The sequence below is a fragment of the Tepidibacter formicigenes DSM 15518 genome (genome assembly GCF_900142235.1).
GTDB classification, from domain to species: Bacteria; Bacillota; Clostridia; order Peptostreptococcales; family Peptostreptococcaceae; genus Tepidibacter; species Tepidibacter formicigenes.
Genome location: NZ_FRAE01000016.1, coordinates 1 through 15,920, shown reverse-complemented (window position 1 = coordinate 15,920; position 15,920 = coordinate 1). Strand labels below are relative to the sequence as shown.

At 26.1% G+C, this 15,920-nt stretch carries 9 protein-coding genes and 1 riboswitch; of the genes, 5 read left to right on the top strand and 4 right to left on the bottom strand.

The features are described from left to right. The first annotated feature begins 6 nt into the window (after positions 1-6). Together BUA77_RS04635 and BUA77_RS04630 are read left to right on the top strand one after the other, a co-directional pair. Positions 7-648: an amino acid ABC transporter permease gene (locus tag BUA77_RS04635; protein ID WP_072887798.1), complete on the top strand. Its 642-nt coding sequence runs from the start codon at positions 7-9 to the stop codon at positions 646-648. A 16-nt stretch (positions 649-664) separates the two neighbouring features. Further along, entirely contained in the window at positions 665-1,345 is a 681-nt protein-coding gene (locus tag BUA77_RS04630) for an amino acid ABC transporter ATP-binding protein (protein ID WP_200773922.1), read from the top strand. A gap of 20 nt (positions 1,346-1,365) precedes the next feature. On the opposite strand, the gene BUA77_RS04625 is transcribed toward BUA77_RS04630, so the two are convergent. Genes BUA77_RS04625 through BUA77_RS04615 form a run of 3 tightly spaced genes read right to left on the bottom strand, consistent with a single transcriptional unit; the run spans position 1,366 to position 8,628 of the window. Further along, positions 1,366-2,415, bottom strand: coding sequence for a flavodoxin family protein (locus tag BUA77_RS04625; protein ID WP_072887794.1), 1,050 nt, complete (start codon positions 2,413-2,415; stop codon positions 1,366-1,368). A 53-nt stretch (positions 2,416-2,468) separates the two neighbouring features. Further along, positions 2,469-3,725 (bottom strand): lactate/malate family dehydrogenase, encoded by a 1,257-nt coding sequence (locus BUA77_RS04620; protein WP_072887792.1) that lies wholly within the window; start codon positions 3,723-3,725, stop codon positions 2,469-2,471. A gap of 16 nt (positions 3,726-3,741) precedes the next feature. Next, the gene (locus tag BUA77_RS04615) at positions 3,742-8,628 is read right to left on the bottom strand and encodes a nicotinate-nicotinamide nucleotide adenylyltransferase (RefSeq protein ID WP_072887790.1); all 4,887 of its coding nucleotides are present in this window, start codon (positions 8,626-8,628) and stop codon (positions 3,742-3,744) included. A 176-nt stretch (positions 8,629-8,804) separates the two neighbouring features. On the opposite strand from BUA77_RS04615, the gene BUA77_RS04610 reads away from it, so the two are divergent. Next, the gene (locus BUA77_RS04610; RefSeq protein ID WP_072887788.1) at positions 8,805-10,775 is read left to right on the top strand and encodes a DNA gyrase/topoisomerase IV subunit B; all 1,971 of its coding nucleotides are present in this window, start codon (positions 8,805-8,807) and stop codon (positions 10,773-10,775) included. A gap of 15 nt (positions 10,776-10,790) precedes the next feature. Further along, on the top strand, positions 10,791-12,872 hold the full coding sequence (locus BUA77_RS04605) for a DNA gyrase/topoisomerase IV subunit A (RefSeq protein WP_072887786.1): 2,082 nt from the start codon (positions 10,791-10,793) through the stop codon (positions 12,870-12,872). Positions 12,873-12,923: 51 nt separating this feature from the next. Here the strand turns inward: BUA77_RS04605 and BUA77_RS04600 are convergent, their stop codons facing one another. Beyond that, on the bottom strand, positions 12,924-13,718 hold the full coding sequence (locus tag BUA77_RS04600; RefSeq protein WP_072887784.1) for a methyl-accepting chemotaxis protein: 795 nt from the start codon (positions 13,716-13,718) through the stop codon (positions 12,924-12,926). A 207-nt stretch (positions 13,719-13,925) separates the two neighbouring features. Further along, positions 13,926-14,021: riboswitch (glycine riboswitch) on the top strand. A gap of 196 nt (positions 14,022-14,217) precedes the next feature. On the opposite strand from BUA77_RS04600, the gene BUA77_RS04595 reads away from it, so the two are divergent. Next, positions 14,218-15,591 carry an alanine/glycine:cation symporter family protein gene (locus BUA77_RS04595; protein ID WP_072887782.1) on the top strand — a complete coding sequence of 458 codons (1,374 nt, stop codon included), beginning with the start codon at positions 14,218-14,220 and terminating at the stop codon, positions 15,589-15,591. Positions 15,592-15,920 lie beyond the last annotated feature (329 nt).

The following is a 15,920-nucleotide window of genomic DNA, read 5'->3' as shown; positions in this document are numbered from 1 at the left end:
GTGCAAGTGGATTATATATTAAAGGTTACAATAGCAATACTAAAAGGAAGTACTATAACTTTAAAATTATATATAATAACAGCGATTTTCTCTATACCATTAGGTATAATATCATCCATAGGGAAGATTTCTAAATTTAATTTGTTAAAAAGATTACTAGGTATATACACATGGGTTTTTAGAGGAACTCCTTTATTACTTCAGTTGTTTTTTGTTTATTATGGTCTTCCTATTTTAGGAATAGCATTAAAACCATTTACTGCTGCTTCATTAACTTTCATTTTAAATTATGGAGCATATTTTACTGAAATTTTTAGAGCAGGAATTGAATCTATAGATAAAGGACAGTATGAAGCAGCTAAAGTTCTTGGAATGAATTATAGACAAACTATGACAAGAATAGTACTTCCTCAAACAGTAAAAAGAGTAATTCCTCCTGTATGTAATGAGGCTATAACTCTTATAAAAGATACAGCATTAGTTGCGGCTATAGGAATGGGAGACTTATTAAGAGGGGCAAAGGAAATAGTAACAAGAGATTTTAATATTATACCATTTCTTGTAGTAGCCATAATTTACTTAATAATTACTTCTGTTATAGTATATATATTTAAGAATTTAGAAAAAAAATACTCTATATATGAATAGGAGTTTTAGTATGAATATAATAACAGTTAAAAACATAAGTAAAACATTCAATGATTTACAAGTTTTAAAAAATGTATACTTAGAAGTGAAAAAGGGTGAGGTAATTTCAATTATAGGACCTTCAGGATCAGGCAAAAGTACATTACTTAGATGCTTAAATGGACTTGAAAAAGTAGATGAAGGAATAGTGGAAACTGGATGTAATAAAATAGGAATGGTTTTCCAAAATTTTAACCTATTCCCTCATAAGACTGTTTTAGAGAATGTTATAGAAGCACCTATAATTGTAAATAAAATAAAAAAAGAAGAAGCTGTTAATTTAGGAGAGGAATTATTAGATAAAGTTGGTCTAATAGATAAGAAAAATCTCTACCCATCTCAAATATCAGGAGGTCAAAAGCAAAGAGTAGCAATAGCAAGGGCTCTTGCAATGAAACCTGACATTATGCTGTTTGATGAGCCTACATCTGCCCTAGATCCAGAATTAGTTGGAGAAGTTCTTAGCGTAATGAAAGATTTAGCAAAAGATAATATGACAATGATTGTAGTAACTCATGAAATGGGGTTTGCAAGAGAGGTTTCTAATAGAATAGTGTTTATGGATAAAGGGGAAATAATAGAAGATACAATACCTGAAAAATTATTTTTAAATCCTAAAAATAATAGAGTGAAAGTTTTTTTAGAGAAAGTTATATAAGTCAGAAGAATTTTTCTGGCTTATTTTTTTATCTCTTTTAATATATGATTTGCAAATTTTTTAGCTTTTTCTTCTATATTATAAACTTTTTTTATACTACCTGGATCATTTGCAGTAGCTATTAATGAAAAATAAGGTGGAAGTCTAAATCCTTTATTTATATTTAAAGCACCTATTAATTGTTTTGCAACAGAGTCACTTCCAGAATTACCAGATACAATGATTGAAAAGAATGTTTTATCATAAAATTTTGTTCTTCTATAAAGTACAGTCATTCTATTTATAACAGCCATTAATTTTGCTGATATTGCATCATTATAATTTGGACATATCCATACTATACAATCAGCTTTTTCTATTATAGGTAATAGTTCTTTTGTTATAACCCCTCCATAAAAACAGCTATTATTTTCACTGTAGTGCTTACATGTTATATATGAGCATCCTTTACAATCTGTTATTGTTCCGTTTTCAACGTGAAATTCTTTAATAGAGCAGTTTAAAAGATGTTTTTTTGTCATTTTCCAAAGCATAAGAGTATTTGATGTTTTATGAGAGCTAGCATGAAGTGCAAGTATCTTAGGTTTATTAATTAAAGAAATTTCCTTTTGAATAAAATTTTTTACAAGTTTTTTAGAAAGATGTAATTGTATATTTTCAAGAGACATATTTAATCTTTTCTGCCATGTAAGAAGATTATTTAAATTTCCTGTTGCTTCAACTATTGGATGCCCAATAAATGAGCATCCAATTTGGTTTGCTAAAAATATTATATTTTGAGATACGCTTTTTGTATATAATTCATTAGGACTTTTTATAATAATAATTCCCTTTGAATTTAAAAGAGAATTATTCCCTTTTTTATAAAGCTTTGAAAACAATTCAAATAAAGATATGTTAAATCCACACTCATCAAGCTCTACTGCAAATAAAATTTTTTTGTTTTTAAGGTCAGGAATAGTATATATATCTTTAATAATTATTTTATCTATATCTTGAGTTACATTTTCTATAAAAGAAGAAAACTTTTTTGATACATTACCAGGCATTATAATATAGAGATTATCCACTAAATCATCTCCTTAAAATTTTAATAACATAACTTAATATATGTAGATTTATTCTAAAATTTTGAGCAATCTATACAGTTTAACTTATCATAAGTAGATTGTAATTTTTCAAGTAAAGGCTTTGGTAAATTTAGCATTTCAATTTCTGTCCCTGATGGAAGTAATCTGTTTTTAGCTCCCATAAAGACTTCTCCCATATAAGTAGAACTATAGTGCCAGTTTCCTTTAAGTGTAGCAATTATTGAAAGTGATCCAGAAGATAGAGCAGGAGCTATATATGGTTTAAAACCAGTATTTCTTACATCTATATTTGCATTAACAGTTTTTTCTGTAAGGTATATAGACAAATCTTCATTATAATTTTTTATACTATCAGCAATTATTAAGTCTTTGCCATGGGGGCCAAATGCTCTTCCATCTTTTAGATAGTGATAAGTCTTAGGATTTTGCTTTGAATAATATATTGCACGTGCATTCATAACTCCAAGTCCATAACCTCTTATTTGCTCAGGAGCTAAACCATTAAAGTCAATATTATCATTTTCATTTTTATTGCTAGATATAAAGGCAACTTTACATAACGGGTCTACAGGATCAGAAACAACTGCAAATACTCCTTTGAAATCATATTCCCTAGCTTTTTTAGCGTAGTAGCTTACTATTTTGGAATTTTCTTCAAATTGAATCATTCTTACATCTTTTATTTTTTCATTAATAGAAGGTACACTTTTAGAAGCACAGAAGATAAACATATCGCAGTTGAAAATATCTTTTTCTTCTAAAATATTCACGTAAGGGTAATTTTGATTATTAAAAGGGTCTATAATTTGATTTACTTCATATTCTAGTCTTTGTAAGCTATTTTTGTTAAGACCATATAGACCTATGTTATCTATACAGTCTCCACCTAAAAGTCTTAATCCGATTAACAAAGTTGAACCAACATCACCAAGACCAACAATATTTACTTTCCATTTAGTAGGATGTTTATAATCTAAAATACTTTTCCAATTAGGATAATTAGTGTTTATTCCTATTATTTTCCTATCTTTTATTTTTGATAAAATCCAACCTGGAATTTCATGGTCAAAATTTTCTTTTTTATGAATTAAATTAATTCCTTCTTCTTTTATAAATATTAAATAGGAATCATATATACAAAACTTTTTTCTTGACTTTAAAGGGTTTAATTTATTTAAGTAATAGATTGAATCTTTACTTTCTTTTGCTTCATTTTCATATATTTCAGTTAAATCCTCGTATTTTAATAGTGAAAATAATATTTTATCTTTTAATTTATAGAAATACATACTATCACTCCAATGTTTAAATTATTATATTTTTCATACGATTTAAGAGTTCGAGGTCATTTTTTAAGTAATGAGATGGATTAAGATTTAAATCGTAATTCATATTTTTTCCACGATCGGGATATTTAGGGGATTTAAATACTTCACCTAAATGATTTAAAGTTAATTTTCTTTGATGAATTTTTTCATATTCAGATTCAAGTGTCTCTAAAATATCTATTGAATTTTCTATACATACTTTAGATAAATCATATAATGATTTTTTTGAAGCATCCTTAACAAAAGATAAAGATGTATATGGAAAAATCAAATTGATTGATGGTATTAAATTTCTTTTTGGAGATACTCCTCTCCAGAGAATATCCCCACCTATAAAAGGATATATAGCATGTTCATTAAACCATAATCTAAGATTAGGAATAAAATAAGCGCTATCAACATCTCTATTTTGTATATCCATAAGCTCTTTACCTCTACCTGAAAGTATTCCAACAATAATTTTTTTCACATTAATATTTTCTTCTTTTAGTATTGGATTAATAGCTTTTATCCTATATCCTTTATTAAGAATATCATCAACAAGTATAATGGGTTTATTAAATGATGATATAGTTTTGACTTGGCTTTTTAAATCTAAATAATAGGGATATGAAGCTATAGTAAAATCTTTAATGTTTGGCATAAATAGTTTTTCTGTATGAAGTGATTTAGTTATAGTGTTAGGAACTATAACGCCTTTTAGTAAATTTCCAAATGGTACACATACTAAATCTCCAAGAACTCTTGGATTTAAAGGAGTATTTGGAACATTATTTTCATGACAAATTTTTCTTATCAAATTTTCGTATAAAATATTTCGATCAAATGATAGTACAACATTTCCTGGGTAAAGATTTGTCAAAGCTTTTTGAAGTTTTTTTCTTGATTGTATAATTACTTTTTTAACATTTGAATTGCTTACAAAAGGATTTTTAATAACTGATTCTACGTCAAGAGTCAAAATACATGGTCTAGTCATATCTACAATAAAAATTGGAGTATATCCTTTACTATATGATAACTGATAAAAACCTTGAAGTTCTAAAGTTTCATATAATGAAGAGGATGAATCATTAGTTATATTGTTCTTATAAATAGCATAAGTATAATCCCTTTCAATACAATAAGAAAGAACTTCTGTAAGTATTATTTGATTTATGTTTTCTATTTTTGATTCATCTAAAGAAAAAATACCATCGATAATAATTGCTTTACCAATAACATTTTTACGTATATATTCTGAAATAAAACTATTTTTAAATTCCTTAAATAACATACTCCAAAGAAGTGGATGGAATGCACAAAATCCTAGTATTTTATTGTTTTCTGTAATATCTTGTATTAATAAAATTTTTATATTTTCTTTATTTAAAAGTTCAATAAGCTTATTTAAAGAATCTTCATCTTCTCTAAAAAACTGAATATAGATTTCTTTTATTAGTTTTTCGTCAATGATATCTATTACCTCAATATTTATTGATAGAGACTTCATTAATGTTTTATATTGAGGCTCTCTTTGATATAACCCCTTTTCATAAATATATTTTTGAGCAAGAGGGTCAATAAGCTCTGATATATCTCGATTTTGGTCAATATAGCTTCTTATTTGACTAGAGCTTATATCCTCATATTGAGGAGGAAGATTAAGCAGTATAGCTTCTTTTTCAAGATATTTTAATGCCTCCTCAAGCTTTTTTGAATCATCATCAGTAGAATAAATACTTTTTCTATCAAAAATAATATGGTTAAAAGTATGTATAGAATTATCTGTTTTTTCTTTTTTATAAGCAGATGCGTTTAAAATAACATCACTTCCTATTACAATATATATATCAGAATTAGGAAAATTTTCTCTTAGTTTTTTTAAATCATTTGGATTTGCAATATTAACTGGAATATCTTCTGGGTATAAATAAATATTTAACTCATCAGATATTGACATATTTATTATATTTCTTCTAAATAAGTTTGGTTGTGCTTTTTTAGACCATGAAAATTCATCAACAGCTAAATAAACTTCAAAACCAAGGGATTGAATTGCTTTTGTAATTTCCTTGTGTCCAAGAGAAAATGGATCAAATGTACCAGGGAAAAAAGCTATTTTTTGTGGTATTTCAAGCAATATATTTGAGTTAAAAAATGTATAATCAGATATAAATCTATATATATGATTAAGTGCAGCTGCATTTGTTAAAAAGACAATATCTTTTTCTTCAATAGAGTCTAGTAATATTAAAATTTTCTTTGCAATTAGTTTAAATATATATTTTTTTTCATCGAGAGAAAGAATTTTTGAACCAAATATTTCCTTTCCAATAACTCTAAAAGCAGTTTCTTTAACTTGAGAGTCGTAATGAGCAAGTCCATTTAAAAGTATTCCTAGTATTTTTATAAGTCTTTGATTATAAATTTCATCTTTTTCCAAAAATCTATTTTTATATTTAGGGTAATGTTCAAGAGCTATACCAATAGTTTTAAGAATGAGTGAATTTAATTGAACACTGGACTGCTTAGTTTTTTTCAATAAGTCATCTATAAGTTCATCTAGTTCCACTGGTTGAAGGTATAATATAATTTTACCTAGATAATATGGTATATATTTACTAAATTGATATTTTTCTACTTCAAGAGATCTTAAAAGCTCAATGGCTATATCATTTCTTTGTTCTAATGATAAGTGAGGCATAATTTTTAATATAGCTTTTCCTGCACTATTTCTAACATGTTCTATTCCACTAACTTTTAAAATATTGCAAAAATGCATAGCTGTATATACCATATTATTTAGGTTTTTAAGATTATATTCAAGTAAAAAATCTATATTTGTTTTTTTGATAATCCAAGGTGTTAGTGTTTTAAGATTACTTAAGAAAATATTTGCTATTTTAGATTCATCACCATTATGAAACTGAGTGTATCTATTAATTAAGTTATTTTCTAAATCTAGCATTTTTACGATTTTTAAAATTAAAAAATTTTCACAAGGAATAGTAGAGCTAGAAACTTTACTTTTAAAAAAATTTTTTAATTTTATTATAAAATTGCACTTTTTATTAATTTTTGGAATTAAATTATAAGTAGTATCAAGGGCAGAAATTCTTAGATTATCATTTTCACTTTTAAGCATATTGAGTATATAATTAAATAAAACTTCATCATCCTCTGATATAGGTATATATTTTGCAGTATGTAGTAAATAAAGCTTTATGCTATTTTTTTCATGAAAGTCTTTTTTATAGTAATTAAATAATACTTGTTTATAATCATTTGCTTGATTATTATTGCAATTAGAGAATAGTGAAGAAATCATAATTCTTATGCTGTAGCCTATCCATTTTTGATGAATATCTATTATTTTGTGATTAGGATTTATAAAAAAATCTAAATATTCATTTAAAAGGTCACAACTTGTTATAGACGGAGTATTTAATGTTACATTTTCAGGAATTTCTTTTCTATAATCTTCATCAAATATTGCAATTAAAGTTCCTATAAGTTCTGCACATTGTTTTCTTATATCATCTTCTGGATGAATTAATTGTTCATATAAAAATTTAAGCATAATAATTTTCTGGTTTTGAGTTAAATAAGTAGAATATTCTTCAAATACTTGTAAATATTCACGAAGATTTCTTCCATTATTTTCACTTCTTGCTAATTCTAAAATAAAATTAAGTGAATGTTCATCTCTAAGCTTATGCATCAAATTTATATTATGATGTACAGAAAGGTATTTAAGATTTTGTACTATTTTATCACCACTTATAAGTGAATAATAAGGCTGTTTCCTCTTTCTTTGAATTTGATTAGGTTCATTGTAATTTAAATCAATACCTATATGAATTAAATAATCTTCAAAATCCTTTAGTTTAGAATATACTCTAGTATATCTTTTTTCTTTTACAATATCTAGATTGTCAAGCTTTTTAAGTATTACTTCAAATGATTCTTTTAGACTAAAAATATTCATAAACACATTATTATTTTCATCTTTTTTATTTTTTACACGAAAGTCACAGTAAATAAGAATTAGAGATTCAAGAGATAAATTTTCAAGTTCTAAATCCCAAACAGAATGATTTAAAGCTATGTGACCAATATACGTTATATTATGTTTTTTAAACCATTGATCTGTATAGTAGTAATGAAGATAAGGTACTCTTTTAGATTCTGATTTTTTGCAACCAAATTTTCCTAAATCGTGTCCTGCTGAGCTACCTGAAACTCTTCCTAAATCTATAGAAATATTAATAGCTTTAAGTTGTCTAGCTATATGAAGCGCTAGGTGGTGAACTCCACATATATGATCAAGGGTATTGTGCTTTAGTATTTCTTGATTTAATTTCATCATTTCATATATATATTCATTCTTAAATGATTTAACAAATTTTTTATATTCAATTGGATTTTCAAGATTATTTACTTCATTATTAGTTAAAAAGTTTAAAGGATATTTAATGTGAAAATTTGAGGCATTTGAAATCTTTTCATATTCACAAAAAACTCTTAAAATTTCAAGATATATATGACAAGCACTTATAATAGTTTCTGGAATAGAATTTAAATCTATATCTACAGCATCAGGGAATGACTTATGTAAGGCTATATTATATATATATTTTAACCAATCATTTTTATCCAAGCCTTTATGTATATGATTTAATATATTTTCACATAGTAAAAATATTGATTTACAACTGTAGTTATTTTTTTTAATTATTTTGTGTGTATTGGCAATAAAGATATAGTTATCAATACTGTTTTTTATAAATGATTTTGATAAAGAAAATTTTTCTATAAAATTTGGATTTAAAAGTACATCTAAAATTTTTCTATGTATATCTATAGCAACTTTATTTTCCATAGATTACCTCCGTATAAAATATAGATTTAAATACATTATACTATGTATTATTAACTTCAAATATAGTTAAATTCATATAAATAAAATTTTATAGATATGAATTGTAATCTTGACACGAACATAGGTTTTGTGTAGTGTAAAATAGTAAATTAATAAAAAATAAGGTGGTAGTTTGTATGAAGAAAAACAATGAATATGGGAATAATAGTATATCTTCCCTTAAAGGTGCAGATAGAGTTAGGCTTAGACCTAGTGTAATATTCGGTTCTGATGGAATTGAAGGGTGTAAGCATTCTGTATTTGAAATATTATCAAATTCAATAGATGAAGCAAGAGAAGGATTTGGGGATGTAATAGAAGTAATTAGATTTAAAGATAAGTCGGTTATGGTAAAGGATAAAGGAAGAGGAATACCTCTAGATTATAATGAAAAGGAAGATAGATATAACTGGGAATTAGTTTTTTGTGAACTTTATGCAGGCGGTAAATATAAAAATAATTCAGGAGAAAACTATGAATTTAGCTTAGGTTTAAATGGATTAGGAAGCTGTGCAACTCAGTATAGTTCTGAATATATGGATGTTACTGTTTATAGAGATGGTTATAAATATGAACTTCACTTTGAAAAAGGTGAAAATATAGGGGGGCTAAAAAAAGAAAAATGCAAATATGATTATACTGGAACTATTATAAAATGGAAGCCTGATCTTGAGGTTTTTACAGATATAAATATTCCACTAGAGTATTATAAAGATACATTAAAAAAGCAAGCCATAGTAAATGCAGGACTTGTATTTAAGCTTTACGATGAAGAATTGGATGAAACTTATGAATATTTTTATGAAAAGGGTATTTTAGACTATATAAAGGAAGTTAATGAAGATAAAGGATTCACTAATATACAATTTTATGAAGATGAAAGAAAGGGAAGAGATAGAATTGATAAGCCTGAATATAAATTTAAAGCACAGGTTGGATTTTGCTTTAATAATGAAATAAATTTACTTGAGTATTATCATAACTCTAGTTTTTTAGAATATGGAGGATCACCAGATAAAGCTGTAAAAAATGCTTTTGTATATGCAATAGATAAATATTTAAAAGAAAATAATAAGTATAACAAAGGTGAAAAAAAAGTCACTTTTACAGATATCCAAGATAGCTTAATACTTGTGATAAACTCATTTTCAACAATAACTAGTTATGAAAATCAAACTAAAAAAGCAATAACTAATAAATTTATACAAGAGGCTATTACAGATTTACTTAAAAGTAAGCTGGAAATTTATTTTATAGAAAATAAGCTAGAGGCTGATAAAATAGCTCAGCAGGTTCTTGTGAATAAAAGAAGTAGAGAAAGAGCAGAAAAAACTAGAATTAATATAAAAAAACAGTTAAGTGGAAGTATTGATATAAAAAATAGAGTCAAAAAATTTGTGGATTGTAGAACTAAGGATATAAGTAAAAGAGAACTATTTATTGTTGAAGGGGATTCAGCACTTGGGTCTTGTAAAATGGGAAGAAATGCAGAGTTTCAAGCTATAATTCCTGTTAGAGGGAAAATACTTAATTGTCTTAAAGCAGATTATGATAAGATATTTAAGAATGACATTATTGTTGATTTATTAAAGGTACTTGGTTGTGGAGTAGAAATTGATTCTAAACACAATAAGGAGTTAAATACTTTTGATATAAATAATTTAAAATGGGATAAGATAATCATTTGTACAGACGCAGATGTAGATGGTTTTCAGATTAGAACATTAATTTTGACAATGCTGTATAGATTAGTTCCAACGCTTATTGAAGAAGGGAAAGTATATATAGCAGAATCACCACTATTTGAAATTAATACATCTAGAAAAACATATTTTGCTTATAATGAGAAAGAAAAAAATAAAATATTATCCAAAATAAAAAGCAAATACACAATACAAAGATCTAAAGGCCTTGGAGAAAATGAACCTGAAATGATGTGGAGAACAACTATGAATCCAGAAACTAGAAGATTAATTCAAGTATTACCAGAAGATATGGAAAATACCCAAAGAGTTTTTGATATGCTTTTAGGCGATGATATTAAAGAAAGAAAAAAATTCATATCAGAAAACGGGCATAAGTATATAGATATGACAGATGTTAGTTAAGAGGAGTGAAATTTTATGACAAATAATGTATATAGACAAAAAATTACTGAAACACTTGAAGAAAATTATATGCCTTATGCCATGAGTGTAATTGTTTCAAGAGCAATTCCAGAAATAGATGGATTAAAACCAAGTCACAGAAAATTATTATATACTATGTATAAAATGGGACTTCTTAAAGGAAATAAAACAAAGTCTGCAAATGTTGTTGGACAAACTATGAAATTAAATCCCCATGGAGATATGGCAATATATGCAACTTTAGTTAGATTAACAAGAGGGAATGAAACCTTACTTCATCCATTTGTAGACTCTAAAGGAAACTTCGGTAAAAAATATTCTAAAGATATGAGTTATGCAGCACCTCGTTATACAGAAGTAAAATTGGATAAGATTTGTGATGAATTATTTAAAGATATAGATAAAAATACAGTTGAATTTATTGATAATTATGATGGAACTTTAAAAGAGCCTACACTTCTTCCAACAACTTTTCCTAATATACTTGTAAATGCAAATCAAGGAATCGCTGTAGGAATGGCGAATAGTATGTGTAGCTTTAATTTAAAAGAAGTATGTGATACAGCTATTAATTATATAAGGAATGAGAATGTAGATATTGCAAAATACCTTAAAGCGCCAGATTTATCATCTGGAGGTTATTTAATATATGAAAAAGATCAAATAAATAAAATTTATGAAACGGGAAAAGGAAGCTTTAAATTAAGAGCAAAATATAATTATGATAAGAAAAATAACTGTATTGAAATTTATGAAATTCCATATACAACAAATATAGAAACTATAATAGATAAAATCGTTGATCTAGTTAAAAATAATAAAATTAGAGAAATTGCAGATATAAGAGATGAAACAGATTTAAATGGTTTAAAAGTAACATTAGATTTAAAGAGAAATACAAATGTAGATTTATTAATGAAAAAACTTTTTAAATTGACTCCTCTTGAGGATAAATTCACATGCAATTTCAATATACTTATAAATGGAAGTCCTAGAGTATTAGGTATAAAAGGAATATTAAAAGAATGGGTTACGTTTAGAATAAACTGTATTAAAGGCAGATTGTCATATGATATAGATAAAAAATCTGATAAGCTTCATTTATTATTAGGTTTAAAAAAAATATTATTAGATATTGATAAAGCTATAAAAATAATAAAAGATACTGAAGAAGATAAAAATGTTATTCCTAATTTAATGAAAGGATTTAATATAGATAATATTCAAGCTGAATTTATTGCAGAAATCAAACTTAGAAATTTAAATAAAGAATATATAATTAATCAAATTGAAAAAATAGATAATTTAAAAAAAGAATTGAAGGAATTAAAAGATATTATTGAAGATGATAAAAAAATTAAAAATATTATAATAAATGAACTTAAAGAAGTTTCTAAAAAACATGGTAAACCTAGAAGAACAGAGATAATTAGTGAAGAGCATATTGAAGAAATAAATGAAGAACACTTAATAGAAAATTATAATGTTAAACTATTTTTAACAAATGAAAACTATCTAAAGAAAATATCTCTTGCTTCATTAAGGGCATATTCAGATCAAAAACTAAAAGATGATGATTTTATAATACAAGAATTAGAAGCAAATAATAAAGAAGAACTTTTATTATTTTCTAATAAACGAAATCTATATAAATTAAAAATTTATGAAATTAATGATTGTAAAGCAAGCTCTTTAGGGGAATATTTAATAAATGTACTAGGATTAGATAAAGATGAAAAAATTATCTACATAGTTTTATCAAATAATTATGAAGGATATATGATTTATTGTTTTGAAAACGGGAAAATATCAAAAGTAGAACTATCAAATTATGAAACAAAAACTAATAGAAAAAAACTTGTTAAAGCTTATTCAGGGAAATCAAAATTAGTACGAATGTTTTATATAAAAGATGATGTAGATATAACTGTATTTAAAAATAATAAAAAAGCATTATTTTTAAATACAAAAGATATAGATATTCAATCAACTAAAACCTCTCAAGGAGTAGAAGTGTTAAGACTTGGTAAAAAAAGTAAAATAACAGATATAAAAATTGTTGATGAATTAAATTGATATTTAATAATTAAAGCCTCTATTATTTTAAAATAATAGAGGCTTTATAAATTAGATAGTAGTTTCTGTTATAAGTTGGTCTACTGCTACATTTACCTTATTAGAAGAGTCAATCTGTATTTTAGAAAAATCTTTTAATTTACACACTTCTTCATTTATTTTTTTTATTTCTTGTGTTATTTTCATTAGTATTTCATTTATTTCTTTTGCAAACTCTTCACTATTGTTGGCAAGTTTTTGAACTTCATTTGCAACAACAGAGAAACCTTTTCCATATTGACCTGCTCTAGCAGCTTCAATTGTAGCATTTATTCCTAATATTTTAGTTTGATTTGCAATTTTATTAACATATTGAATTATGGTATCAGTTTCTTCTATATATTTGATTGATGCTTTTGTAGAATCTAAAAGAATATCACTTATATTATATATATTATCAGTAGAATATAAAATTTCCTTTAATTCATCTTTAACAATATTAGAAGTATTATTTATCACAGATATTTGATTATTTAGTTTTTCAAAAGTATCAATATTTTTTTCAACGAGAGTCATTATTAAAAGAGCTCCTGTAGAATCAATTATTTTACATTTATTGCTGTATTTATTAGTCAATAAATTAGCAATAGTTTCACTTCCAGTGGCTTCAATTATTAAATCTATATTATAATTGCTTATATCATCTATGGACTGGGAGTAGTTTATTCCAAGTTTCTTACTTAATAGTATACCAGGTGCTTCTAAGTTTTTATCAACTACTAGTACAATATTAATGCTTTTTGTTTCGCTAACTGTTTTAATAATATTTTTTCCACCATTACCTGCACCGATTATTGCTATATTCAAAATAAAAACCTCCTTATATTAGTGTATTAAGTTTTAACACAATAATTTTATAATATATTGGCTATACTTACAATATATTGTTTGTTGCGAAAGTTAAAATTATTATGAAAATAACTTTTGTACTTTACAAATGATAAATAAGTGCTATAATACATTGTATACAATTCAATAGTGTCGGATGAAGGCATCAGGATAAAAACTGTTGTTGGACGAACCTCTGGAGAGACTCTATTTGAGCACCGAAGGGGAAAAGTTGGTTAATTAATCAGCGAAACTCTCAGGTAAAAGGACAGGGGATGTATTCTAGTTAGAATATGTTCAAAACCAGAGGCCAAATCATTTGATTTGGCTTTTATTTTAAAGGCCAAAATACTATTTTGGCTTTTTTTTATATTTAGTAAAAAATATTATATCTATGTATGATTTTAAAGTTAATAAAATTGGGCCTAATTAAATTAATTTTAAATCTAAATAAAAATATAAATTAGGAGAGATGAAAATGGAAAATATTACTCAAATATTTAATAAAATTGACTCTTTTATATGGGGACCACCGTTACTTATTTTATTAGTTGGGACAGGAATTTTTTTAACATTAAAGCTTGGACTTTTACAAGTATTTAAGTTACCTTTAGCTATTAACTATTTATTTAAAAAAGATGAAGATAGTAGTGGAGATGGAGATGTGTCAAGCTTTGCAGCTCTTTGTACAGCACTTGCTGCAACAATTGGTACAGGTAATATTGTTGGGGTTGCAACAGCTATAAAGGCAGGGGGACCAGGAGCACTTTTTTGGATGTGGATGGCAGCATTTTTTGGAATGGCTACAAAATATGCAGAAGGATTACTTGCTGTAAAATATAGAGAAGTAGATGAAAATGGTCAAATGTCAGGAGGGCCAATGTATTATATTGAAAAAGGATTTGGAAATAAATTTTTAGCGAAGGCATTTGCAGTATTTGGTATAGGGGTAGCTTTCTTTGGAATAGGTACATTTCCTCAAGTTAATGCTATTACAAGTGCAGTAAATGTTACATTTAATATTCCGATAATAGTAAGCGCCATGGCATTAACACTACTTGTATCATTAGTAACTTTAAGAGGAATAAAGAGTATTTCAAAGGTATGTGAACTTATAGTACCATTTATGGCGGTATTATACATAATAGGATCAATGATGATTATTATATATAACATAAAGGCTATTCCTCAAACTATTGCTTTAATTATAAAATCAGCATTTACTCCTACAGCGGCAATGGGTGGTTTTCTTGGAGCTACAGTTATGAAATCGATTCAAAGTGGAATAGCAAGAGGTGTATTTTCAAATGAATCGGGTTTGGGATCTGCTCCTATTGCCGCAGCCGCTGCTAAGACTAAATCATGTGTAAGACAAGGTTTAGTATCAATGACAGGAACATTTTTCGATACAATTATTATATGCAGTATGACTGGAATAACATTAGTTCTAACAGGAGCATACAAATCTGAATATGTTGGAGCACAGATGACTGCACTTGCATTTCAAAAAGGACTTCCTATGCCTCAAGTAGGAGAATTTATAGTTACTATAGGACTTATGTTCTTTGCATTTACAACTATTTTAGGATGGAATTATTATGGAGAAAGATGTACTGAATATTTATTTGGAATAAAAGGAATAAAACCATATAGATATATATATATTTTTTTAGTTGGAGTAGGAGCGTTTTTAAAATTAGATTTAATTTGGATAATTGCTGATATTGTAAATGGATTAATGGCTATACCTAATCTTATTGCAATTATAGGACTGAGCAGTGTAATAACATTTGAAACAAATAAATATTTCAAATATTTAAAAGAAGAAAAGGAAAAAAGGACTGTTATATAACCAATGTCATTAAGTTAATCAAATAATGATGTGAAAAAAATGAGGAAATTGAAAGGATATAACTTTCAATTTCCTCATTTTTTTATGAAATAGCTTTTTTAAGCATGGCAATTAGACAGAGAGGTCCTCTGTTTTAAAAAGATTCATATTTTCTAGTTTTTAGGATACCCTATATAAGAAGCTTACTGACGATTTGGTTCTGACTTTGCGGTGGTCTTTTCTTCCATTTCGTACAGGTAAAATATTCTTTTGAATAAGAGCTTCAACATTAGGTGGTGGTATATGACCTTTCCATTTGAAATATTGCATACATATTGCTATGGCCATTG